This is a genomic window from Massilia violaceinigra (assembly GCF_002752675.1).
GTDB classification, from domain to species: domain Bacteria; phylum Pseudomonadota; class Gammaproteobacteria; order Burkholderiales; family Burkholderiaceae_D; genus Telluria_A; species Telluria_A violaceinigra.
The window spans coordinates 107,992-132,375 of the sequence record NZ_CP024608.1; the positions used below are offsets into that span (position 1 = coordinate 107,992).

Annotated in this window: 19 protein-coding genes; 9 read left to right on the forward strand and 10 right to left on the reverse strand. The window is 62.3% G+C overall.

Annotated features, from left to right (window positions below; translation table 11 throughout):
* The first annotated feature begins 361 nt into the window (after positions 1 to 361).
* The 3 genes from CR152_RS00515 (at position 362) to CR152_RS00525 (ending at position 4,423) form a co-directional block, all read left to right on the forward strand.
* Entirely contained in the window at positions 362 to 1,255 is an 894-nt protein-coding gene (locus CR152_RS00515) for a c-type cytochrome (RefSeq protein ID WP_099872820.1), read from the forward strand.
* A 141-nt stretch (positions 1,256 to 1,396) separates the two neighbouring features.
* Positions 1,397 to 3,532, forward strand: coding sequence for a DNRLRE domain-containing protein (locus CR152_RS00520; RefSeq protein ID WP_157778265.1), 2,136 nt, complete (start codon positions 1,397 to 1,399; stop codon positions 3,530 to 3,532).
* A gap of 69 nt (positions 3,533 to 3,601) precedes the next feature.
* Positions 3,602 to 4,423: a tetratricopeptide repeat protein gene (locus CR152_RS00525; RefSeq protein ID WP_157778266.1), complete on the forward strand. Its 822-nt coding sequence runs from the start codon at positions 3,602 to 3,604 to the stop codon at positions 4,421 to 4,423.
* Positions 4,424 to 4,548: 125 nt separating this feature from the next.
* On the opposite strand, the gene ssb is transcribed toward CR152_RS00525, so the two are convergent.
* A complete protein-coding gene (gene ssb / locus CR152_RS00530; protein WP_054265190.1) occupies positions 4,549 to 5,055 on the reverse strand; it encodes a single-stranded DNA-binding protein in 507 nt (168 codons plus the stop codon).
* Positions 5,056 to 5,387: 332 nt separating this feature from the next.
* On the opposite strand from ssb, the gene uvrA reads away from it, so the two are divergent.
* Both uvrA and CR152_RS00540 read left to right on the forward strand, forming a co-directional pair.
* Positions 5,388 to 8,234 (forward strand): excinuclease ABC subunit UvrA, encoded by a 2,847-nt coding sequence (gene uvrA, locus CR152_RS00535; RefSeq protein ID WP_099872826.1) that lies wholly within the window; start codon positions 5,388 to 5,390, stop codon positions 8,232 to 8,234.
* A gap of 8 nt (positions 8,235 to 8,242) precedes the next feature.
* The gene (locus CR152_RS00540) at positions 8,243 to 8,731 is read left to right on the forward strand and encodes a P-loop NTPase family protein (protein WP_099872828.1); all 489 of its coding nucleotides are present in this window, start codon (positions 8,243 to 8,245) and stop codon (positions 8,729 to 8,731) included.
* 61 nt (positions 8,732 to 8,792) lie between these two features.
* Here the strand turns inward: CR152_RS00540 and CR152_RS00545 are convergent, their stop codons facing one another.
* The 5 genes from CR152_RS00545 to CR152_RS00565 all read right to left on the reverse strand — a co-directional run bounded on the left by CR152_RS00545 (position 8,793) and on the right by CR152_RS00565 (position 16,170).
* A complete protein-coding gene (locus CR152_RS00545) occupies positions 8,793 to 9,794 on the reverse strand; it encodes an Rpn family recombination-promoting nuclease/putative transposase (RefSeq protein ID WP_099872829.1) in 1,002 nt (333 codons plus the stop codon).
* 84 nt (positions 9,795 to 9,878) lie between these two features.
* Positions 9,879 to 11,255, reverse strand: coding sequence for an efflux transporter outer membrane subunit (locus CR152_RS00550; protein WP_229413229.1), 1,377 nt, complete (start codon positions 11,253 to 11,255; stop codon positions 9,879 to 9,881).
* Positions 11,252 to 12,451: an HlyD family secretion protein gene (locus tag CR152_RS00555; protein ID WP_099872834.1), complete on the reverse strand. Its 1,200-nt coding sequence runs from the start codon at positions 12,449 to 12,451 to the stop codon at positions 11,252 to 11,254. Before CR152_RS00555 ends, CR152_RS00550 begins: the two co-directional genes overlap by 4 nt.
* 3 nt (positions 12,452 to 12,454) lie before the next feature.
* On the reverse strand, positions 12,455 to 14,131 hold the full coding sequence (locus CR152_RS00560) for an MFS transporter (protein ID WP_099872836.1): 1,677 nt from the start codon (positions 14,129 to 14,131) through the stop codon (positions 12,455 to 12,457).
* Between the two features lie 173 nt (positions 14,132 to 14,304).
* Positions 14,305 to 16,170 (reverse strand): phosphoenolpyruvate carboxykinase (GTP), encoded by a 1,866-nt coding sequence (locus CR152_RS00565; RefSeq protein ID WP_099872838.1) that lies wholly within the window; start codon positions 16,168 to 16,170, stop codon positions 14,305 to 14,307.
* Between the two features lie 378 nt (positions 16,171 to 16,548).
* Between CR152_RS00565 and CR152_RS00570 the strand changes: the two genes are divergently transcribed.
* Positions 16,549 to 17,541, forward strand: coding sequence for a D-2-hydroxyacid dehydrogenase family protein (locus CR152_RS00570; RefSeq protein ID WP_099872840.1), 993 nt, complete (start codon positions 16,549 to 16,551; stop codon positions 17,539 to 17,541).
* A 30-nt stretch (positions 17,542 to 17,571) separates the two neighbouring features.
* Here the strand turns inward: CR152_RS00570 and CR152_RS00575 are convergent, their stop codons facing one another.
* Complete coding sequence (locus CR152_RS00575; protein WP_099872841.1) at positions 17,572 to 18,336, reverse strand: L-asparaginase; 765 nt, start codon at positions 18,334 to 18,336, stop codon at positions 17,572 to 17,574.
* A 151-nt stretch (positions 18,337 to 18,487) separates the two neighbouring features.
* On the opposite strand from CR152_RS00575, the gene CR152_RS00580 reads away from it, so the two are divergent.
* On the forward strand, positions 18,488 to 18,973 hold the full coding sequence (locus CR152_RS00580) for an asparaginase domain-containing protein (RefSeq protein WP_099872843.1): 486 nt from the start codon (positions 18,488 to 18,490) through the stop codon (positions 18,971 to 18,973).
* A gap of 135 nt (positions 18,974 to 19,108) precedes the next feature.
* On the opposite strand, the gene CR152_RS00585 is transcribed toward CR152_RS00580, so the two are convergent.
* The 3 genes from CR152_RS00585 to CR152_RS00595 all read right to left on the reverse strand — a co-directional run bounded on the left by CR152_RS00585 (position 19,109) and on the right by CR152_RS00595 (position 22,173).
* Positions 19,109 to 20,005 carry a recombination-associated protein RdgC gene (locus CR152_RS00585; protein ID WP_099872845.1) on the reverse strand — a complete coding sequence of 299 codons (897 nt, stop codon included), beginning with the start codon at positions 20,003 to 20,005 and terminating at the stop codon, positions 19,109 to 19,111.
* A gap of 147 nt (positions 20,006 to 20,152) precedes the next feature.
* Positions 20,153 to 21,226 carry a DNA polymerase IV gene (dinB, locus tag CR152_RS00590; protein ID WP_099872847.1) on the reverse strand — a complete coding sequence of 358 codons (1,074 nt, stop codon included), beginning with the start codon at positions 21,224 to 21,226 and terminating at the stop codon, positions 20,153 to 20,155.
* 269 nt (positions 21,227 to 21,495) lie between these two features.
* A complete protein-coding gene (locus CR152_RS00595) occupies positions 21,496 to 22,173 on the reverse strand; it encodes a TetR/AcrR family transcriptional regulator (RefSeq protein ID WP_229413231.1) in 678 nt (225 codons plus the stop codon).
* Between the two features lie 298 nt (positions 22,174 to 22,471).
* Between CR152_RS00595 and CR152_RS00600 the strand changes: the two genes are divergently transcribed.
* Together CR152_RS00600 and CR152_RS00605 are read left to right on the forward strand one after the other, a co-directional pair.
* Positions 22,472 to 23,383 (forward strand): lipase family alpha/beta hydrolase, encoded by a 912-nt coding sequence (locus CR152_RS00600; protein ID WP_099872849.1) that lies wholly within the window; start codon positions 22,472 to 22,474, stop codon positions 23,381 to 23,383.
* Between the two features lie 10 nt (positions 23,384 to 23,393).
* Positions 23,394 to 24,311 carry a lipase secretion chaperone gene (locus CR152_RS00605; RefSeq protein ID WP_099872851.1) on the forward strand — a complete coding sequence of 306 codons (918 nt, stop codon included), beginning with the start codon at positions 23,394 to 23,396 and terminating at the stop codon, positions 24,309 to 24,311.
* The last annotated feature ends 73 nt before the right edge of the window (positions 24,312 to 24,384 follow it).

A 24,384-nucleotide genomic window follows, 5' to 3' on the forward strand; every position in this document is an offset into this window, starting at 1 on the left:
TCGGTTCATGGACGGCGCCTTTTACCTGAAAACTCACGCGCAGTAGCCGAAAATGGCCTACCAATCTGGATTTGTGGGTAGGCCATACACATCCCCTTTTTCATTGCCTGTTATCCATACTGAATGGCACTCCTTAAAGGCGTGTGATAAAAGGAAAGGCCCGTGGCGTGCAAACAGCATCGGCCACACTGCCAGTTGCTTACACTTTGCGAGCAGACTCAGGACCGCACTGCCACCTGACGGTACGGCCTTTTTAGACGCCTCTTCATGTCTCGCATCGAACCCGTGCTCGCGGTGTCATTGAGCGGTCATTCTGTGTCGGTACAGTTGGCGGTTTCCCTGTTTCTTTCCGTAGAGTTCAATGATGGATAAAAATCTGGCTGTCTCCGGTAGAAAATATCCGCTGCAATGCATGGCATCTTCCGCACTCGCGTCCATGGCGATCTCAGCTTCCCTGCTATATCTCGGCGTGCTTGCAAACGCATCGGCACAGGAAAGCATTCGGCCCGCATACACTGCCGATTTTGTGGCGCAGATGCTCGATTATGTCTCCCGCGACTATGCGCTGGCCGTATCGAACGGAAAAATCATCGATGAAGATGAATACGTCGAACAACTCGTCGTTAGCGGTTCCGCACTGGAAGTCGGTGACCAGGTAAAAGCGATAAGGTCACAGCCTGCCATTCGTATTGATATTGCCAGGCTCATCGAGCTGATCAAGGAAAAGGCCCAGCCCGAGGCCATTAAGAAGCAGGCATTGAAAGCGCGTGATGCCATCTACGTAGCAGCCGGAACGGCAACAGCGCCCCGCAATTGGCCCAGCCTGACTCTGGGAAAACAGATATTCACCGCAAACTGCACATCCTGCCACGGCGCAATGGGCAATGGCCGAGGCGTCGCAGCGCAGACACTGGCATCGAAGCCAATGAATTTTCTCGATTCGGCACGTATGGCGTCCATGTCGCCGATGTCCGTCTTTACCTCCGTCAAATTGGGAGTTCAAAACACCGCAATGCCGAGCTTTTCTTCCTTGACAGAGGACGAATTGTGGGCCGTGTCGTTTTACGCACTGTCGCTTAGACCACGCATGGAATTGCCCGTCGCAGCCAAGCTTGACCAAACGGCTGCGGATCTTTGGCTGAAGGCAGCTGCCACGCTTCCTGATGAGGAATTGATGCAAACACTACCGGGGTCTTCCAGTGAGCGTCTGAAGTCGCTGGCGCTGCTCAGATCCCATTCCGAAGATCGCAAGTGATCCGAATTGGTCGACATGACTACCGAAGCTGCGCCGCCTATGAAACGATCACCCTGCCCTGCACGGTGCCGTGCGCCGGAACGAAGTCATCGCAAGGGCCTTACCAACGCTGTTCCACACACCCAGGATATGGAGAAAAAAATGCTACATAACAGAATGCATGGCGTTTTGAAGTCCTACGTCATGCTCCTCGTTCTGCTTTCGTCATCGCTTGCATTCGCTGCCACGGTAGTACGCGGGCCTTACCTTCAAAGCGCAAGCAGCGATAGCATCACCGTGCGCTGGCGTACCGATACTGCTACCGATAGCCGTGTCCAATATGGCAGCACGTCGGGCAGCCTGACGTCTTCCGCAAGCAATGCCACCTCCACCACTGAACACATCGTCAAATTGACCGGCCTCAGCTCGAACACGACATATTTTTACAATGTCGGCTCCAGCAGCGCCGCGCAGGCAGGCGACTCCACGTATTATTTCAAGACCTCGCCGGCGGCCGGCACCTCGGTGCCCACCCGGATCTGGGTGATCGGCGATGCAGGCACAGGTTCAGCCGGTCAGGCAGCCGTCTACAACGCCTACCGCAATCACACCGGAAGCACCTACACGGACTTCTGGATGATGCTCGGCGATAACGCCTACAACAGCGGTACCGATGCCGAATATCAGACCAAGATGTTCAACGTGTACCCGGAGATGATGCGCCAGTCGCCGCTGTGGGCCACGCTCGGCAACCACGACGGCGCCAGCGCCGATTCCGCGACGCAAAGCGGACCCTACTATGACATCCACACCTTTCCGAAAAACGCCGAGGCCGGCGGCGTCGCTTCCGGTACCGAGGCCTATTACTCGTTCAACTATGGCAATATCCACGTCATCGTGCTCGACTCGAACGAGACCAGCCGCTCCACCACAGGCGCGATGATGAACTGGATGAAAGCCGATCTGGCGAATGTCACCGCAACCTGGCTGATCGCCATCTGGCACCATCCGCCCTATACCAAGGGTTCGCACAATTCGGACACCGAGACGAACCTGATTGAAATGCGCCGGAACTTCCTGCCTGTTCTGGAAAACTATGGCGTCGACCTTGTTCTTACCGGGCACAGCCATTCGTATGAACGCTCGAAATTCATCGACGGACACTACGGTCTCTCGAGCACCTACAACAGCTCGTTTGAAATCAACGGCGGCAGCGGTCGCGTCGATGGTACGGGCGCCTATACAAAAACCGCCAGTTTGCCGCATTCCGGCGCAGTCTATTCCGTCGTCGGCGCCTCCGGCCAGGTCAGTGGCGGCATGTTGAATCATCCCGCCATGTTTTTATCGCTGAATGAATTGGGCTCCATGGTCATTGATGTTTCCGGCCAAACCATGGACATCAAGTATCTCAACAACAACGGTACCGTGCGTGACTATTTCACCCTGAACAAAAGCACCACGCCGCCTGCCATTCCAGCAGCGCCTGGCGGCTTGACGGCAACGGCCGCTTCGTCGTCCGCCATTAACCTGACCTGGATCGACAATGCCAATAACGAAGCCGGCTTTGATATCGAGCGGTCCACCGACAATGTCAACTGGGCAGCGCTCGCCACGGTCGGCAGCAACATCCAGTCCTACGGCAACACCGGGCTGGCCGCCAGCACAAGCTACTACTACCGGGTACGCGCCAAAAACAGTACCGGCGCCTCAGCCTATTCCAATGTGGCCAATGCGACGACGCTCGCTGCCGGCAGCACGACGGTGACGGTGGATCTGCGCGACGGCTTGAACGGTTACACCGGCACCCAGGATACCTATGTCGCCAGTGGTGCGACCGGCTCCAACTTCGGCACCTCGGCCAGCGTGCTGGCGGATGGGTCGGACGGCACGAATGGCCAACTGGTTTCTCTGCTCAACTGGAGCTTGTCCGGCATCCCGAGCAGCGCCACCGTCCAGTCGGTTCGTGTGAAATTACAGGCTTTCAACCCGAGCGCTGGCACGTACCGGCTCTATGCTCGAAATGCAGCCTGGAGCGAAAGCACGGCCACTTGGGCCAACGCCAATATCGCCGGCAGTCAGGGGACCGAGATCGGCAGCTTTGTGCCGAGTGTCAACGGGCTTCACACGATCACGCTCAACGCGGCAGGCATCACGGTGGTGCAGGGCTGGTTGAACGGTACGCTAACCAATAATGGCCTGAGCATCCGCTCCACCAGCAGCGACGGCGTCGACTTGCGCTCCAGTGAATATGGCACTGTCTCCCAGCGCCCGACTTTGAGCATTACGTATCAGAATTAATCGCTTACGATTGGCACGAATTTGGCGGGAGAAGAAACTCCCGCCTTTTTATTTGTTGAGGATCCCATCATGCAGTTCATTCGAGTGTTTTTCGCTCTGCTTTTTTTCACTGGGCAGGCGCTGGCCCATGGCTCCTTGCATAATCAGATAAAGGATCTCAGTACGACGATGCTGCGGGAAGGGAAAAGTGCGACCTTGCTCGTCAAACGTGGAAGGCTTCACATGGAGCACGGCAATAACAAGTCCGCGACCCAGGACTTCTTATCGGCTCTGAAGTTCAATCCCGAGGAGCGATCCGCCTACTATTACTTGGCAGAGCAGGCCTTCAATCAGAGAAGATTTCCCGCCGCACGGCGGTACGCTGAAAAATTTCTGGCGATGTTGAACGGTGAGCCAGGCGCGATAGTGCGAGGCCAAAGCCTGTACGGGCGGATTCTGCTCGCGCAGGGGCAGTATGGTGCCGCCGAGACGTCGTTCCGCATCGCAGTAGACCAGGCAGCTGAACCCTCGCCCGAGCATTACCTGCACCTTGCCGATGCGCAGAGCAAAGCGGGCGCCACTGCGCAAGCGCTCTCTAGTCTGGATGAAGGCGTGCAAAAACTCGGGATGTTGCACGTGCTGCAAAACAAGTCCATTAGCCTGAACATCGAAACAAGAGCATGGGACGACGCCCTGACACGCCTGGATGCCATGATCATGCAAGGCCAAGGTCTACCTGAGCTTTACCTTCGCAAGGCAAAAATATTGCTTGCTGCCGACCGCCACCCTATGGCGCAAGAAGTGGTGCTAAACGGGTTGGCGTCGATCGACCACATCCCTTTCGAACGACGTGAGACCCCGGCAATGAAGCAGTTGCGAGCCGAATTGCTTGCACTGCAAGCCGAGCGCTGAATTTCTTGGCATTTGCCCGGTGCTGATGTTGGGTGGACGGCCCGGGATCGGCTTGGCACCACAAGAAAAAGCCCGCATACCTTACGGAAGCGGGCCCGTATCAACAAAAAGCCTGTTTGTCTGGATTAGAACGGGATGTCGTCATCCATGTCCGAAAAATTCGGCGCCGGCTTCGGTGCCGGACGTGCCGCCGGCGCAGGTGGCGCCTGGCGCTGTGGCGCCGGACGGCTCTGCTGCGGCTGCGAATCGTAGCCGCCGCCATCGTCCATGCCGCCGCCGGCGTCGCCGCCCATGCCCTGGCGTCCGCCCAGCATCTGCATCTGTTCGGCGACGATTTCGGTCGCGTACTTCTCGACGCCATCCTTGTCGGTGTATTTACGGGTCTGCAGGCGGCCTTCGACGTAGACCGAAGAACCTTTTTTCAGGTACTGGCCGACAATTTCAGCCAGGCGGCCGAAGAACGAGATGCGGTGCCATTCGGTCAGCTCTTTTTGCTCGCCGGTGTTGCGGTCCTTCGATTTGTACGAGGTAGCGACGGCGATGTTGGCGATGGCGTCACCGCTGGGCATGTAGCGGATTTCCGGATCGCGCCCCAAGTTGCCGACGATGATGACTTTATTGACTGATGCCATGTATTACTCCTGTTGAACTGCTGCGGCGTCCCGCAACCCGATGATTTTTCTAGACGAGGATTATACTCCGCCGTGCGTCTCCAACGCATCCAAACTGCGTCCTCCATGCATCCATACTGCGTCCCGTTCGCAGCCATGGTGCCCCATATTATGCGCCCCTCAGACGCCTGCACACGCCAAAATACTGGTATTATATACAGTGAAAATAGACAAAAACCCTGAGCAACGTCAATACGCTTCTCGCGCAACTGCGGACGCGGCAATCGTCCCCGCAGACGTCGCTTCTGAAACACGGCTATAGTATTAGCTGACCCGTTTAAGGCACACAACACATGGAACAGATCCGCATTCGCGGCGCACGTACGCACAACCTGAAGAACATCAATCTCGACCTGCCACGCAACAAGCTGATTGTGATCACCGGCCTGTCCGGCTCCGGCAAGTCGTCGCTGGCGTTCGACACCTTGTATGCCGAAGGGCAGCGCCGCTATGTCGAATCGCTGTCGGCCTACGCGCGCCAGTTCCTGCAGTTGATGGAGAAGCCCGATGTCGATCTGATCGAAGGCCTGTCGCCGGCCATCTCGATCGAGCAAAAGGCCACCTCGCACAATCCGCGCTCCACGGTCGGCACGGTCACCGAAATCCACGATTACCTGCGCCTCTTGTACGCGCGCGTCGGCACGCCCTACTGCATCAACCACCCGGACCACGCGCTGGCCGCGCAAACGGTGTCGCAGATGGTCGACGCGGTGCTGGCCATGCCGGAAGATACCAAGCTGATGATCCTGGCGCCCGTTGTCGCCAACCGCAAGGGCGAGCACAGCGACCTGTTCGAATCGATGCAGGCGCAGGGCTTCGTGCGCTTTCGCATCCAGAGCGGAACGCACGACGCCAAGATCTACGAGATCGACGACCTGCCCAAGCTGAAGAAAACCGAAAAGCATACCATCGACGTGGTCATCGACCGCGTCAAGGTGAATGCGGAGATCAAGCAGCGCGTGGCGGAGAGCTTCGAGACCGCGCTGCGCCTGGCGGACGGGCGTGCCGTGGTGCTCGAGATGGACGGTGGGGCGGAACACGTCTACTCCAACAAGTTCGCGTGTAACACCTGCGGCTACTCGCTGCAGGAACTCGAGCCGCGCCTGTTCTCGTTCAATAATCCGATGGGCGCCTGCCCCGAATGCGACGGCCTCGGTCACATCGAATTTTTCGACCCGCGCCGCATCGTCGCCTTCCCCAACCTCTCGCTCGCTTCCGGCGCGGTAAAGGGCTGGGACAGGCGCAACCAGTTCTACTTCCAGATGCTGTCGAACCTGGCGGCGCACTACGAGTTCGATATCGACATGCCGTTCGAGCAGCTCGACCTGGCCTCGCAGCAGGCGGTGTTGTACGGCTCCGGCAAAACCTCGATCCCGTTCACCTACGTGAACGAGCGCGGTCGCACGGTCATTCGCGAGCACACTTTCGAAGGCGTGGTCACCAACCTGCAGCGGCGCTACCGCGAAACCGATTCGATGGCCGTCAAGGAGGAGCTGGCGAAGTTCATCAACGAGAAGCAGTGCCCCTCGTGCGAAGGCGCGCGCCTGCGCGTGGAAGCGCGCTACGTCAAGGTCGGCACCGGCAAGCAGCAGCGCGCCATCTACGAGGTCGCGCGCAAACCCTTGCGCGAATGCCTGGAGTTCTTCGAGAAGCTCACGCTCAAGGGCGCGAAGAAAGAGATCGCCGACCGCGTGGTCAAGGAGATCATTTCGCGCCTGAAGTTCCTCAACAACGTGGGACTCGACTATCTGTCGCTCGACCGCAGCGCCGATACCCTCTCGGGCGGCGAGGCGCAGCGCATTCGCCTGGCCTCGCAGATCGGTTCGGGCCTGACCGGCGTGATGTACGTGCTCGATGAACCGTCGATCGGCCTGCACCAGCGCGACAACGACCGCCTGATCGAAACGCTCAAGCACCTGCGCGACATCGGCAACAGCGTGCTGGTGGTCGAGCATGACGAGGATGCGATCCGCACCGCCGACTACATCGTCGACATGGGTCCGGGCGCCGGCGTGCATGGCGGCGAGATCATCGCCGAAGGTACGCTCAAGGACATCCTCAAGAACAAAAAATCGCTGACCGCGCGCTACCTGAATGGCTCGCTCAAGATCGCGGTGCCCAAGAAGCGCCACGTGGCCGACGCCAACAAGCAGGTGGTGATCACCGGCGCCACCGGCAACAACCTGAAAAAGGTCACGCTCAAGCTGCCGGTCGGCTTGATGACGTGCGTGACGGGGGTTTCCGGTTCCGGTAAATCGTCGCTGGTGAACGACACCTTGTACCCGGCCCTGTCGCGCCACCTGTATGGCTCGCAGACCGAACCGGCGCCGCACGATTCGATCAGCGGGCTGGAACACTTCGACAAGGTCATCTCGGTCGACCAGGCGCCGATCGGGCGCACGCCGCGCTCGAACCCGGCCACCTACACCGGCTTGTTCACGCCGATCCGCGACCTGTTCTCCGGGGTGCCGGCGGCCAAGGAGCGCGGCTACAGCGCCGGGCGCTTCTCGTTCAACGTCAAGGGCGGACGCTGCGAAGCGTGCCAGGGCGATGGCGTGATCAAGGTCGAAATGCACTTCCTGCCGGACGTGTACGTGCCGTGCGACGTCTGCCACGGCAAGCGCTATAACCGCGAAACGCTCGAAGTGCAGTACAAGGGCAAGAACATCACCGAAGTGCTGGGCATGACGGTGGAAGAGGCGCACGAATTCTTCAAGCCGGTGCCGCTGATCGCGCGCAAGCTGCAAACCCTGCTCGACGTCGGCCTGGGCTATATCCGCCTCGGCCAAAGCGCGACCACCCTGTCGGGCGGCGAAGCGCAGCGCGTGAAGCTGTCGCTGGAACTGTCCAAGCGCGATACCGGGCGCACGCTGTATATCCTGGACGAGCCGACCACCGGCCTGCACTTCCACGATATCGACCTGCTGCTCAAGGTCATCCACCGCCTGCGCGACCAGGGCAATACGCTGGTCATCATCGAACACAATCTCGATGTGATCAAGACCGCCGACTGGATCGTCGACCTGGGTCCCGAAGGCGGCGCCGGCGGCGGCAAGATCATCGCCAGCGGCACGCCGGAAGATGTGGCCGCCAATCCGGAGAGCGTCACCGGCAAATACCTGGTGCCGCTGCTGGCGTAAGGAACTGCATGCGCGTTCTCATCATGGGCAATTCGGGGTCCGGCAAGTCGTGGCGCGCGCGCCAGCTGGCCGGGCAGCACAAGCTGCGCCACCTCGATCTCGACACCATCTACTGGGTGCCGGGATCGGTGGCGGTGGCGCGGCCGGCCTATGAAGTGCTGGCCGACCTGTACGCCTTCGTGCGCGGCCATGACGACTGGGTGGTGGAAGGCTGCTACGGAGACCTGATCGAGGCGGCGCTGCCGTTCTGTACCCAGCTCGTATTCATCAATCCGGGCAAGGATGCCTGCATGGCCAACAACGCGTTGAGGCCGTGGGAGCCGCACAAGTACGCATCAAAAGAAGAACAGGACAGCATGCTGCCCTACCTGATGGAGTGGGTGAGCCAGTACGACGCGCGCGACGACACTTGTTCGTATGCCTTTCACCGCCGCGTGTACGACGGCTTCCAGGGCGCCAAGCGCGAAGACGCGCCGCCGTCCGGCGACGGCGCCTGAAAAGGCGCAATCGTGCGCGCGCCGCTGTAACGCTGCCGGAATCGCTCAGTACACCGGCCGATCACGCGGGACGAGAGGCCTGGGGGTCGTCGCCGAACACCGCCGCCAGGCTGGGCGCGTCCAGGCCGCGCTCAAACCACTGTTCCAGGTCGGCCTGCGTGGCCTGCCCGATACGTTGCGTCGCCGTCTGCGAAAGGTCGCCGAAACGCTTGTGCAACAGGCTGCCGAGCATGGCGCGCAGCGCGGTAACCTGCCCTTCCATCCTGGCTTTTTCTGCCAGCGCGAGTCCTTTCTGAAAGCCGATATCTTCGAACTCTTCGGCCCAGGTTTCAAATTTACGTTCCATATCAGCCACCTCTTCCACACTGTCAAACGCGAACGATTCCAGGTTACCGCGCCGTTGCGCCAGGTGCTTCATCCACTGCGCGACCGAGAGCCGCAGGCTTTCCTGGGGTGCGTCGTCGAACCAGGTTAGCAGCGCGGGCAAGACATTGTCTCGGACCTCGGAGGCGCTCGAAAGTTCCATCCGAAACAGCAGCGCCAGCAGGGTGGCATTCGCTTCCAGCGCCGCCCTGTCCAGGCGCTGCTGGTCGATCAGCAGGTAACGCTGGGATGGCTGGAACGGCGCCAGTTCGGCGGGCGCCTGCATGAGCAGCGCGGCCAGGTCCAGGCTGGCGCTCCAGCGCGGGGCGCCGTTATAAACCACTACCGGCAACACCGGCGGCAACAGTAAAGCCGACGACAATGCATGCCGCTTGACAAGGTCCTGGCACAGCAGGCCGACGTAGCTCTGCATGCGCAGCGCCATCCAGCGATCCACGCCAGACTGGAATTCGAGCAGGATATACACATACAAAACATGCTGGCCGATCCGCACGCGCCAGACCATGTCGCTCTGGCGCGCCGCCAGGCGCTCGCTCACGTACACGGGATCGACGCGTTCGAATGAGGACAGCGCCACATTCCGGAACAATGTGAAGGGTGTAAAGTGCGTGACCAGATCGCGCACCAGTTCCGGGTGGGCGAACAGCGAACGGTATCCGAGGTCGTTAAAGGTGGGCATGGGGCATTCTAGCCACCGCGCCTGCCCCGGGTTTGCGCTAGATCAGGCGTGCGCCGGGCTTGCCGTACAGTCTGAGCACGCCGATTACTGGGCGGCGGCGCTCCAGCCGCCGCCCAGCGCGCGGTACAATGCCACCATATTGTTCGCCTGGTTCTGGCGCAAGGTCACCGCGTTGAGCTCGGTCTGGTACAGGTTGCGCTGCGCGTCGAGCACTTCCAGATACGAGGCATAACCGGCCTGGTAGCGGTCCTTCGCAAAGTCCAGGGTGCGCGCCAGGATATCGCGCCGCTTTTGGGCATGCTCCATCTGCGTTTGCAGGCGCGTTACGCCGGCGAGGGCATTTTCAACTTCGCTGAAGGCTGTAAGCACCACGCCGCGGTAGGCAAACGCCGCCTGGTCGCGCTGCGCTGTGGCCGCGTCGACCTGCGCGCTCAGGCGCCCGCTCGAAAACACGGGCGCCAGCACGCTGCCGCCCAAACTCCACAAGGTCACCGGATCGTAATCGCGCCCGTTGGTAAGCAGGCTGCCGAATTTGGCGCTGATGGTCACGTGCGGCAGAAAATCGGCACGCCGTACCGCCAGGTTGACGTCGCTGGCAGCCAGCAGCAACTGGCCCTGCGCCACGTCGGGCCGGCGCGCCAGCAGGCTTGATGGCAGCGCGGCCGGCACCGGCAGCACCGGCAAATCCTGGAAGCGGCGTTCGCGCAGCACATCGCCGGGCAGTTCGCCCACCAGCACGCGCAGGCTGTTCTCCTGGCGGCGGATGGCCAGCTCCAGTTCGGGAATGGCTTGCAGCACCGATTCGTTTTCGGCCTGCGCCTGCGTCAGCTGCAGCTGCGAGGTGTAGCCCACGCGCGCCTGGTCCGACGCAAGGCGCAGCGCTTCGGCGCGCGAGGCGGCAGTCGCTTTGGTGATCCGCAGCTGGGCGTCCAGCGCCAGTAAACCCACGTAGGCCTGCGCGGTGCCGGCCGCTACCGACAGCGCCACGCCATCGCGTTCGGCCTGGCTGGCCTGGTACTGCAGCGAGGCCGCGCGCGACTGGTCGCGCAGGCGGCCGAACAGGTCGAGCTCCCAGCTGGCTTGCAATTCCGGCTGCAGCGAGCGCGAATTGACCATGGCCGCGCCGGCCGGTGTGCGCGCGGCAGCGCCGCCCAGTACCGTGTTGATGGCTGGCAGGCGCGCCGAATCGGCCACGGTCACGAGCGCGCGCGCCTGGTCGACCCGGGCCACCGCTGCCAGCACGCTGGTGTTGTGCGCGAGCGCCGCGTCCACCAGCCTTGTCAGGGTCGGGTCACCAAAGGCGCGCCACCACTGCGCATCCACCGCAGCCTGCCCGGCCGGGCCATCGCGCCAGGCCTCGGGCGCCGTGACTTTCGCGAGCGGCGGCACCGGACGCAGGGCCGGCATGCAGGCACTCAGGCCGCAGGCGATGCCCGCAGCCAGGACGAGGCGGCGCCTCACGGCTGCTGCTCCGCCGCGCCGACGGTATCGACCTTGACGATCACCGACATGCCGGGCCGCAGGCGCCGTGCCAGCTCCTGATTGGAATCGATGGCAATGCGCACCGGCAGGCGCTGGACCACCTTGGTGAAATTGCCGCTGGCGTTATCGGCGCGCAGCACGGAGAATTCCGAGCCGGTGGCCGGCGCGATCTGTTCGATATGCCCGCTCAATGCGGCGCCGTTGAAGGCGTCCACGGTGAACGTGGCACGCTGGCCGATGCGCATTTTCCAGGTCTGGTTTTCCTTGAAGTTCGCCACGATCCACATGGTGTCGGGGACTAGGAACAGCAGCTGCGATCCGGCCGTGACGTACTGGCCCAAACGCACCGACGCTTCGCTTACCTGGCCATCGCGCGGCGCCTTGACGAGCGTGTTGGACAAGTCGATTTTCGCCAGCGCCAGCTGCGCTTCGGCCGTCTTGACCTGCGCCTCCAGGCCGCCGCGCGAGACGGTGGTCGCCTTCACGGTTTCTTCGGCGATGGCGATATCGGCCTTGGCCTTCAGTACATTGGCGCCGGCCAGCTGGGTCGTCATGCGCACGCGGTCGCGCTCATTGAGCGATACCGATCCCTTGGCCGCCAGTTCCTCGACCCGTCCCAGTTCGGCCGCGGCGCGATTGCGCTCGGCCTGCACCGCCACCAGCGTGGCGCGCGCGGCGCCGCCACGGGCGCGGTTCTGGGCCTGGGTCTGGGTGAAGTTCTCCAACGCGGCGAGCGCGCCGTCGCGCTGGGCCTCGGCCTGCTCCACGCGCGCCTTGTAGATTCGGTCGTCGATGCGCAGCAGCGGCTGGCCGGCTTTGACGAACTGGAAGTCCTTGACCAGCACTTCGGCCACGTAGCCATTGACCTGCGGCGCGAGCACCGTGATCTGCCCGCGCACGTAGCCGTTGTCGGTCTGGACCAGGGTGCTGTTGAAGGGCCCAAGGCGCCAGGCCCACATGATCAGCACGATGCCGATCAGCGCGACGACGGCCATCAGCACCACGGTCCACAGCTTGGGCTTGATGTACTTGGGCGGCGTCTCGGGTGCCGCGGGCGTCACCGGCGCGGCGGCTGGCGGGATGGGAGCGGTGGTGCTGCTGGAGTCGCCCGGCACCGGCGGGTTGGCCTCGTCGGCGGTGGGTTCGCTGCGCGAAGGAGGAAGTGGATTGGTCATGGTTTATCTGGCAGGGGCGCCCGCGGGCGCCTGGTTAAGTAAGGCTGCTGCTTCGCGCTTCTGCCGGCGCGCGAGGCGCACGGCGATGATCAGCGACCAGCCGAGGAACAGGATGGCGATCACGCCGCTCAGGGCAAAGACATCGTTGAATGCGAGGACGTTGGCCTCGCGCCGGCTGATCTGGGCCAGCTGCCCCACACCCTGGGCGGCGCGCAGGGCCGGGTCGGTGTTCACACCCTGGTAGATCTGCTGCTGCAGGCGCAGGCGCTGGGCGACGACCGGATCGGCCGGATTGAGCTGGGCCACGATCTGGGTCGAGTGCACATGCTCGCGGTGCAGCTGGTAGGTGCTGAGCGCGGCGGCGCCGGTAAAACCGCCCAGGCTTTGCGTCATCGCCAGCATGACGACGAAGGTGACCACGTGGTCGGCCCCGAATTTGAGCGCCTGCATGATGCCGATCATGACCATCGGCCCCATGAACATGCCCGCGCCTACCGCCACCAGAAACTGGCTGACGAAAAAATCGTGCGGGCGGTCAAGGCTGGTGCGGCCATAATCGAGCCAGGCGGCTACGCCGAACAGCAGGATGGAGAACAGGATCTGCGGGATCACGGTTTTCGGGCTGAACGTGACCGAGCTGGCGACCATGCCGCAGATGGTGCCGGCCAGGATGACGGCGAACAGCGGCTGCATCTGGTCAGGCCCCATGCCCAATGTACGCAGCAGGCCGACCGCGCCGTAGGTCTGCTCGGACGTCAGAAAGCGGATCAGGAAGGCGCCGATCATGAAGCGGATGGTGGGCCCCATCATCAGCCAGCGCGTCTGGATCAGCGGGTTGGCGCGGTGGTGCTCGATGAAGAGCGCGATCGTCATCAGCACCACGGCGGCGATCAACAGGTACGCCAGCCAGGGCGTGTCGAACCACCAGCGGGTGAAGCCCTGGGCCAGCACGGCGACGATCATCGCCACCGCCGGCGCCACCAGCGCGAAGGTGACGAAATCGAGCGGCTCGATCACCTTGATGTGGATCCCGGGCGGCAGCTTGAGCACCACCACGGCGGCGAGCGAACATAGCGCCAGGCCGGCTTCGAACAGATACAGGTTGTGCCACTGGCCCATATCGAGCAAGGCCGGGGACATCAGCCAGGCCAGCGGCGTGGCGATCTGCGCGATGCCCACCCCGAGCACCAGCATCTTGCCGGTGTATTGTTTGGGCGCGGCCTGCAGCATGTAGAGCATGGCCAGGGTGCTGGTGGTGGCGCCGGCCAGGCCGCTGACGGCGCGCACCAGGATGGCCATTTCGAAGCCGCCCACCAGCAGGTGCAGCAGGGTGACGAAGGCGTACAGCGACAGGCCGATCTCGGCGAACAGGCGCAGGCCGAACTGCTGGCGGAACTTGAACACCATCAGGTTCGACGTGACGTTGACCATGATGTAGGCGGCCGGCAGCCAGGCCGCTTCGGCCGGGGTCAGGCCCAGGGTGCCCTGGATGGCCGGCAGGTTGGCCGAGACCAGCGCGTTGCCCAGGCCGCCGGTAATGCCGACCAGCAGCGCCACGCAGGCGTAGGCAAAGCGGATGTGGGGCGGATGCCAGGGCATCGACGCCGAACCCGGCATGGTGGGTTTTTCGTGCTCTTCCCAGGCGGGACTCGGTTTCAGGTACTGCGGGGGCGCTGCCATGCTAACGGACTCCGGTGGCCGGGCCGGCGATGTCGAGCGCATCGGCTCTGGGGTTTATCATGAGAAAATTATAAGATAAATAGCCCGCAGCTGTAGCACGATGGGTCCGCCAAGCGTGCGGACAAAAAAAAGCGCGTCCGAAGACGCGCTTTTTCCATCCGGTCGGTGCCGGTTTATGCAGCCAGGCGCTTCTCGAGCGTGGCTTTGGTCTCCACCAATTCTTGCGGCAGATGGTAGGCCAGCTTCTCGAACAGCTCATTGTGCAGCTTGAGCTCTTCGTTGAAGGCGTCCTTGTCGATCGAGGTGATGGTATCGAACTGTTCTTGCGTGAAGTCGATGCCGTCCCAGTTCAGATCGCCGAAGTTCGGGGTGGTGCCGAACACGTTCTCGGTGCCGCCCGCCTTGCCTTCGATACGCTCCAGCATCCACTTCAGCACGCGCATGTTGTCGCCGAAGCCAGGCCAGACGAACTTGCCTTCGGCGTCGGTACGGAACCAGTTCACGCAGTAGATCTTCGGCAGCGCGGCCGGGTTCATGGCTTCGATCTTCTTGCCCATGTTGAGCCAGTGCTGGAAGTAATCGCTCATGTTGTAGCCGATGAACGGCAGCATCGCGAACGGATCGCGGCGCACGATGCCCATCTGGCCGGCGGCGGCGGCGGTGGTTTCCGAACCCATGGTCGCGGCCATGTACACGCCTTCAACCCAGTTGCGCGCTTCGGTCACCAGCGGCACGGTGGTCGAACGGCGGCCACCGAAGATGAAGGCCGAAATCGGCACGCCCGCAGGATCGTCCCAAGCCTGGTCGATGACCGGGTTCTGGGTCGCGGCCACCGTGAAGCGCGCGTTCGGGTGCGCGGCCTTGGTGCCGGACGCCGGGGTCCAGTCCTTGCCCTGCCAGTCGATCAGGTGCGACGGCGCTTCCTTGGTCAGGCCTTCCCACCAGACGTCGCCATCGTCGGTCAGCGCGACGTTGGTGAAGATGGTGTTCTCGTTCATCGAGGCCATGCAGTTCGAGTTGGTGCGGGTGTTGGTGCCCGGCGCCACGCCGAAGTAGCCCGCTTCCGGATTAATCGCGTACAGGCGGCCATCGGCGCCCGGCTTGATCCAGGCGATGTCGTCGCCGATGGTGGTCACTTTCCAGCCGCCGAAGCTCGCTGGTGGAATCAGCATGGCGAAGTTGGTCTTGCCGCAGGCCGATGGGAAAGCGGCCGCAACGTAGTGCTTCTTGCCTTCGGGCGATTCGACGCCAAGAATCAGCATGTGTTCGGCCAGCCAGCCGGTGCCGCCGGCCTGGGCTTCCTGGTGGCCCATGTTCGAGGCGATGCGCAGCGCGAAGCACTTCTTGCCCAGCAGCGCGTTGCCGCCGTAGCCGGAACCGTAGGACCAGATTTCGCGGGTTTCAGGGTAGTGAACGATGTATTTGGTCGGGTTGCATGGCCATGCAACGTCTTTCTGGCCAGCCGACAGCGGTGCGCCGACGGTATGCACGCACGGTACGAACTCGCCATCGGTGCCCAGCACGTCGTACACGGCCTTGCCCATGCGCGTCATGATGCGCATGTTGACCGCCACGTAAGGCGAGTCGGACAGCTCGACGCCGATGTGGGCGATCGGCGAACCGAGCGGACCCATCGAGAACGGCACCACGTACAGGGTGCGGCCGGCCATGCAGCCGTCGAACAGGCCGTTGAGGGTGGTGCGCATTTCCGCAGGGGCCATCCAGTTGTTGGTCGGGCCGGCCTGCTCTTTGGTTGCCGAGCAGATGTAAGTGCGGTCTTCCACGCGCGCTACGTCCGACGGGTCGGAACATGCCAGATAGGAATTCGGGCGCTTTTCAGGGTTCAGCTTTTTCATCGTGCCGGCGGCCACCATCTCGGCGCACAGGCGGTCGTACTCGTCTTGCGAGCCGTCGCACCAGTAGATGCGGGCCGGCTTCGTCAGGGCAGCAATTTCGCTGACCCAATTGATGAGCTTTTGATGTTTGATGTAAGCTGGGACGTTCAGTGTTGCAACGCCACCCATAACGGGCTGATTCATAGTACCTCCAATGCCAATAAGAATTCTTTCTTGTCCCGGCACGGCAGGATCGTCGTCAGCGTTTCAGCTTGCGCTCAAGAATCCATTCCCAAAGAAAGGTTCGGCGATACGGCGGTCATGTCGACAACCTCGATGACGGCAAGGTTGGTGGAACGGTAGTGCGGGGACTTGAGACGGTCCGGGACGCGGTCAAAACACGGTCCGGGGAAGAGGTCAAATCCCGAAATTAGGGGGCGATTGTACACCCGCTATTACCTGTTTTAAATGCTCTAACATCAAAAATGTAGGAATAATAGTTGAGCAATGTAGTAGGCTATTCCGAATATTTCGTATCCTGTTATTTACCTACGAAGATTTATTTAACTTCTGCCATCTCCCATGAAAATAGCTATTCTTGACGATTACCAGGACGCCGTCCGCCAGCTCGACTGTTTCAAACTTCTCGACGGACACGAGGTCAAGGTTTTCAACAGTTCCGCCCGTGGCGCGGGGCAGCTGGGCATCCGCCTGGCCCCCTTCGACGCGCTGGTGCTGATCCGCGAACGCACCGTGTTTCCGGCCGCATTGCTGGAAAAACTGCCCAAGCTCAAGCTCATTTCGCAGACCGGCAAGCTGGCCGGCCATGTCGATGTGGCGGCGGCCACGGCGCGCGGCATCGCGATTGCCGAAGGGGTCGGCTCGCCGGTGGCCCCGGCCGAACTGACCTGGGCCTTGATCATGGCGGCGAGCCGCAAGATCGTGCCCTACGCCAACAACCTCAAGGAAGGACAGTGGCAGACCGCCTCGGTCAATCCGCTGCTCAACGGCCTGGGCCGGACGCTCAAGGGCCGCACCCTGGCGATCTGGAGCTACGGCAAGATCGGCCGCATGATCGCGGGCTACGGCAAAGCCTTCGGCATGAAGGTGCTGGTCTGGGGCGGCGAGGCCAGCCGCGCGGCGGCGGTGGCGGACGGGTTCGAGGCGGCATCGAGCCGGGAAGCCTTGTTCGAGCGCGCCGACGTGCTGAGCCTGCATTTGCGGCTGGCCGACGCCACCTGCGGCATCGTCAGCGCCGAGGACCTGGCGCGCATGAAGCCGGACGCGCTGTTCGTCAATACCAGCCGCGCCGAGCTGGTCGCAACCGATGCGCTGGAAGCGGCGCTGCGCCTGGGACGTCCGGGCAACGCGGCCATCGACGTGTTCACCAGCGAGCCGCTGGCGCCCGATGCGCCGCTGCTGCGCATTCCGACGGTGCTGGCCACGCCCCATATCGGCTACGTGGAAAAGGATAGCTACGAGCTGTACTTCCAGGCTGCGTTCGAGAATGTGCTGAACTTTGCGAACGGCGCGCCGTCTAACATTTTGAACCCGGAAGCGTTGCGGAAAGCGTGATGCGGGCGGACGCTGCCGGCCCCTGCCCTGTTAGGACGGTTCGCGCAGCTTGCGCTCGCCGGTGATGTCGATCGGCGGCGCCGGCATGACATGCGCGCGCGTCCACAGACCTGCCCAGCCGGGCGGCCATCCCAGTGCCGGGCCATCGTAGGCCGGCAAGCTGGCGCGCACGGGTACCACCGGCACGGGCGGGGCTTCCTGCAAGCCGCCGGCGCCGGGGCGCTCCATGTTCAGGCTGTACATATAGCCGGGAAGCAGTATCTTGCACGCGCCCTCGAACCACGCGGTGTGGTCTTCGTCGCGCCCGAGCGCCTGTGCCAGGCCTTGCGGGTCGAAGCGCGCAAGCGCGGTGACCAGTTCATCGGTGGTGGCGCCGGGCGAATCGCCCCAGCCCATCACCGGGTTGACGTTGTAGTCGGCACCGGAGCCGTACCAGCCTTCGCGCCAGGGGCGCTGCATCCAGTCGCGCTGGCCGGTGAACAAATGCCAGCGCCAGTGCAGGCCCGATGGCTTGGGCCAGGAATAGAGATACAGTTTTTCGTAGCCGGCCTGGTGCAGCGCGCGCACCATGGCCATCAGGCGCGCGTGCGGCATGCGGTCGGGCGGAGCGCGCCGGAACAGGATCGCTTCGCCATCGGCGTGCTGCACGTCGTCGGTGGACAGATTCAGGTCGAGTGTGCGCGCTTCGCTGCCGAAGCGCGCGGAGATCCAGCCGGTAAGCAGGTTGACGTGCGTGATGACGCCATAGCCACGATGGCGATGGAAAATAACAGTTCCTGGGGCAAGGGCTTTCATGGCTTCTTGGTGGACAAAAAAATGAATGTACTCATGCGCAGACAACGATTCTAACGCACTGGCAAGTGGAGCCGGCCAGTTTGCGCGCTTCGACATCGCCGACACTACACGTTATCATACGGCACCTTCTTCTTTCGAATTCCAGATCATTATGAGCTTGCGCATCATCGCCACCGGCGGCACCTTCGATAAACATTATGATGAACTGACCGGTAAGCTCGGCTTTGCGGAAAGCCATCTGCCTGCCGTCCTGGCGCGCACGCGCATGACGGTACCAGTTGAACTGGAGCAGCTTCCCCCGCTCGACTCGCTCGACATGCAGGACGCCGACCGCGCGCGCGTGCTGGCCAGTTGCCAGGCCGCGCCCGAGCAGGCGATTGTGATCGTGCATGGCACCGATACGATGCCGGAAACGGCCGCCCTGCTGGGCGGCGCAGCGCTCGGCAAGAGCATTGTGTTGACGGGCGCAATGATTCCGTACGAGATTGCAAATTCGGATGCGCTGTTCAACCTCGGCTGCGCTAGTGCCGCGGCGCAAATCTTGCCGCCAGGTGTGTACGTGGCGATGAACGGGCAGATTTTTACGTGGGATAACGTGACCAAGAATCGCGCGGCCGGGGTGTTTCAGCCGCTGTAAAAAACGGGAGCGAGACAGTACTACCGCTGGCCTTGAGAACCGTCACTGGCGGGAATGACGGCTCGTCAGCAAACGGTCAAACGGTATGAGGGCCAGGCAGGACCGGGCCCGCCGAGGCAGCCCGTCCGCGTCCCATTACGCCTTCGCTTCCCCGCCCAGCGCTTCCACCAGCTCGGTCATCAGCTTGGCCAGCTCGCCCGTCATCAGCATCATGTCGTTGTCGAAGCGCTCTTCATCATTGCGCGTGCTCGTGTCGCTTTCCTTGATGACGTCGAGCGGCTTGATGCCCTTGATCGCCAGCGATTCGGTCAGCACGAACGAAATCTTGTCGTCCCACGTCATCGCCAGACGCGTGCACTGCTTGCCTGCCGCGATGTGACGGCGGATATCGTCCACTTCCAGCGCGTGCTTCACGTAACGCACGGCCGCCTTGCTCTCACCGGTGGCGCGCAGTTCGGTATCCTGGTCGATCGTGAAGCCTACCGGCGCTTCGTCGGTTTCCAGCCATGCCGTCATCACGGCCACGGGCGAGCGCTGCACGCGCAGGCTTTCCAGCGGCATGCGGTCGACCGCCTTGAGCAGCAGCTTGATGACTTCGTCGGCCTTGGCCGGGCTGGCGGCGTCGACCACCAGCCAGCCGTTGACCGGATCGATCCAGGTGAAAGTGTTGCTGCGGATACTGAAGGCGCGCGGCAGCAGTTCATCGGCCACGCGCTCCTTGAGTTCCTTCATGGCTTTTTTGCCCGGTGCAAAGCCCTGGGCTTCTTCCAGCTCGGCCGCCTTGGCCTTGGCCACCTGGTTGATGACCGACGATGGCAGCAGCTTCTTTTCGGTGCCCAGCAGAATCAGCATCTGCTTGTTGACGGTGTGAACCAGCATGCCGTTGTTGCGCGGCGAATCCCAGCCCTGGCGCAGCAATTCGTTACTGGTGGCCGGAACAAAACTCATGGGCGCCAGCGCCGCTTCGAGTTGCTCAGGAGTGAAGGCCCACGGTGCGGGAAGACGGTAAATCTGAAGATTCTTGAACCACATTGTGCTTTACCTTGTTTGAGTCAGTATTTACAGCGGGATGAAGCAGGAAGGCGCGGCGAACCGCTTTCACTCCCTGCGTAACGGCCTGCCCGGGAGGCAGGACTTGCGTCGTCCGAGACAAATCATCTTTGCGAAGGGAACGACATTTTACACGTCCGCATCGGCGAACAGGCTTAACTGTTCGAGGTTTTCGGCCTCGCCCAGGCGCACCCCGACGCCCAGCAGCCGCACAGGCTGCTTGCCGCGCGCATAGCCGGTTTCCATCAGTTTGGCGTATTGCCCCATGTGTGGCGCGATGCCAACACATTCCACGGTGGTTTGGTGAAAATCGGCGAATTTGAGTTTAACAAACAGCTTTTGCACGCTTTTCTGGGCTCCGGCGCGGGCAATGCGGACGTTGAGGTTGTCGAACAGTTCCGGCAGCAGGGCGATGCAGGCCGGCAGGTCCGGCACGTCCGGCGTGTAGGTTTCCTCGACGCTGACCGACTTGCGTTCGCGCTCGTTGCACACGGCGCGGTTGTCGATGCCGCGGCACAAATCGTGGAGACGCGTGCCGAAGGTGCCGAAGTGGTGTTGCAGTTCGAGCACGGTCCACGTGCGCAGGTCGGCGCAGGTTTGCACACCCAGCTTGTTGAGCTTGGCGGCGGTAACCTTGCCGACGCCGTGCAGTTTCTTGACCGGCAAGGCGGCGACAAAGGCGTCGACCTCGTCCGGGCGCACCAGCCACAGGCCGTCGGGCTTGTTCCAGTCGCTGGCGATCTTGGCCACGAACTTGTTGGGCGCCACGCCGGCCGATGCGGTGATGCCGACGGTGTCGAAGATGCGCTTGCGGATTTCCTGCGCGATCAGGGTGGCGCTGCCTTTGCAGTGGGGCGAGTCGGAAACGTCGAGATAGGCTTCGTCGAGCGAGAGCGGCTCGACCAGGTCGGTGTAGTCGCCGTAGATGGCCAGGATCTGGCGCGAAGCTATGCGGTATTTCTCCATGGCCGGCGGAATGACCACCAGGTCGGGGCACAGCTTGAGGGCCTGGGCGGTGGCCATGGCCGAGTGGATGCCGTAGCGCCGCGCTTCGTAGTTGCACGTAGCCACCACGCCGCGCTGGCCCGGCTGGCCGCCAACGGCCAGCGGCACCTCGCGCAGGGCGGGATTGTCGCGCATTTCGACGGCTGCGTAGAAGCAGTCGCAGTCGCAATGGATGATTTTTCGGGCTGGGGCGTTCACGCGGGCTGGTTTGCCCGGATAAGGGCAACTACTGTAATTGCATACAGTATTCACTGAAATGGGATTTGTTGCAAGTTGGAAGGACGCGCAGGAGCGCTTGCGTCATCGCTCCCGCCCGCTCGTCGCGCCCTCTAGCTCGTCGTTCCCGCTAGCTCGTCGTTCCCGCTAGCTCGTCGTTCCCGCGAAGGCGGGAACCCAAGTACGTGCCGCAGGCAGAGGCAAAGCTACAAACTTGGGTTCCCGCCTGCGCGGGAACGACGGGTCGGCGGCTAACTCAAGTGGCTGCGGATCATCGCCAGCGTACTATCCGCAAAATCATCCACATGCACCTTGGCCGCGCGGTACTTCCAGCGCTTGATATACCAATCCTGGAACATCGCCACGATATGCGCCGCCAGCAAGTCCGGCTTCCCGGCCGGCACCGGCGCGAGCTGGCTGATCATGTCGGCAATTTCAGCCTGGATCGACAACTCCGAATTTTTCGCCATGCCGCGCTGCTCGAAACTGAGCACGCGCGAATCCATGTACACGAAGTAAAACCACGGCTGCAAAATCTCGGACAGGTAAATCGTCGCCCGCACCAGCGATTCGAGCCGTTCCAGCGGCGCCTGCACATGCTGGAACATGCGCGGCAATTCCTGGCTGGCATGCCGCACCACATCCTCGATCATTTCCGCCAGTTGGTCCTTGCTCTCGATGTAGCCGTACAGCCCGCCCATCGACAAGCCCGTCTCGCGGCACAGGTCGCGCAAGCTCATCGCGCGAAAGCCGACTTCGTTGGCCAGGCGGAACGTGGCGCCAAAGATTTTTTCCATGTTTTCCAGCGCCGGCTTGCGGCGCTTGACGCCGATCCGCTCGGCGTGGTGGTCAACAATGTAGGCCCAGATCGTGTCGCCGTTGAGTGGCGTCATCTTTTCAAACTGGGCAAAGTCGAAGCGGGTGGACACCAGCGTTCCCATATGTGCATCTACCGCTAGAGTTGGTTTCGGGAATGATTATAGCTCGTTAAAACCACACATCAATTCAAAGCGCAAAACAAGCCCTCCAGATGCTGCACTGCGCGATGCTTTATCAGAAAGCCAGTGCTACATTAAAAAAACCGAGCGCTCGCTCTAATTCGTATTTTTCTCTTGCAACAGCTGGCAGCAAGAGTGTACGCCCGGTAGCCGGAGGAATGCCCAGCTCGCACTGTGCAACTCCAGTTCCAGTAATCGACTTCAATCAAAAAACCATTATGGAGACAACATGAAGAATCGCTTTTGGAAGTGCCTGTCCGTTTTTCTCATCGCTATCCTCGTCGTTCCCACCCAGGCCCTGGCCGCGGGTTACACGCAAACCAAGTACCCCATCGTGCTCGTGCACGGCCTGTTCGGCTTTGAGAAACTGGGGCCGATCGAATACTTTTACCAGATCCCCTCGGCGCTGCGCAGCGGCGGAGCCCAGGTGTTTACCGTCACTGTCTCGGGCGCCAACAGTACCGAAGTGCGCGGCGAACAATTGCTCTCGCAAGTAAAGCAGATCATGGCCGCCACCGGCGCCGCCAAGGTCAATCTGATCGGCCACAGCCATGGCGGGCCGACCGTGCGCTACGTCGCCTCGGTGGCGCCCAGCCTGGTCGCGTCGGTCAGCTCGGTGGCCGGCGTGAACAAGGGTTCGGCGATCGCCGACATCCTGACCGGCAACGCCCCCAACGTGGGCAATGCGCTGGCCAACGCGGTGGCCGCGATGATGGACTTCCTGTCCGGCCGCTCGGGCTTGCCGCAAGATGGCGAAGCCGCGCTCAAATCGCTCACCACGGCCGGCTCGATCGCCTTTAACAAGCGCCATCCGCAGGGCGTGCCGACGAGCGCGTGCGGCGAAGGCGCCAACCATGTCAACGGCGTGTATTATTTTTCGTGGAGCGGCGCCAAGCCGTACACCAATATGTTCGACGCGATCGACCCGTTCATGGCGCTCACCGGCCTGGCTTTCGGCGGCAAGAACGATGGGCTGGTGAGCAGCTGCTCAAGCCGCCTGGGGCGCGTGATCCGCGACGACTACGCCATGAACCACCTCGATGAAGTGAACCAGTTCATCGGCATCGTCAACCTGTTCGAAACCAGCCCGGTGACCGTGTTCCGTCAACAAGCGAACCGCCTGCAGGCGCTCGGTCTGTAAGGAGGCCGCCATGACCGCACGCACGCAATGGAAAAGGTTCGGTGCCGGCGCCCTGGTGGCCGGCGCGCTGTACTACGCTTATCCGAAGCCGGAGGTGGCCGCCGTGGCGGCAGCGCCGCCGCAGTCGGATCCGTTCGCGTTCGTGCGCTCGATGGAAGGCACCAGGCCGGACGGCGCGGTGCGCCAGAGCGCCGAAGGCCAGCTGGTGGTCGATGCCGAACTGGGGCATCTGTTCGACTATTATCTGGCCGGCCTCGGCGAGAAGGATTTGCAAGCCATCCGCGCCGAAATCGAGCGCGAGCTCGATCGCCGCCTGGCACCCGGCCCGGCGGCCCAGGCCAAGCGCCTGCTGGCCAGCTATCTCGATTACAAGCGGGCGCTGGCCGATGCGGAAAAGTCGCTGGTACCGGTGGCCGACCTGGCCAAGGCGGGGCGTGCGCGGCTCGAACTCAAGCAGCGCCTGCGCCCGCAGTTTTTCAGCGCCGGCGATGCGGCCGGCTTGTTCGGTGCTGGCGACGCCTACGATGCCGACGCGCTGGCGCGGCTCGACATCGAGCAGAACGGCACGCTGACGCCGGCCCAGCGCGAGGCGCAGCTGGCGGTGCTCGACAAGCGCATGCCGGCGGCGCTGCGTGAAGACCGCGAAGCGCCGACCAGGGTGATCCGGACCGAAGCGTCGGTGCAGAAACTGCGCGAGCAGGGTGCCGGCGACGATGAGGTGTACCGGCTGCGGGCGGCGGCGTTTTCACCGGATGCGGCCGGCCGGCTGGCCGAGCTCGATCGGGAAGAAAGCGCATGGAAGGGACGCATCAAGACTTATCTGGCACAGAGGGCCAATCTGGGCGCGGTGCCGGAAGCGATGCTGCAGCAAGTGCGCGACCAGCATTTTTCAGCGGAGGAGCAGCGCCGGCTGGGAGCTTACGAGTAGGGAACGTCGGCGATCGATAAAAAAAGGGGACGAGTGGCAAGCCAGTCGTCCCCTTTTTCATGCAGCGGCCAGG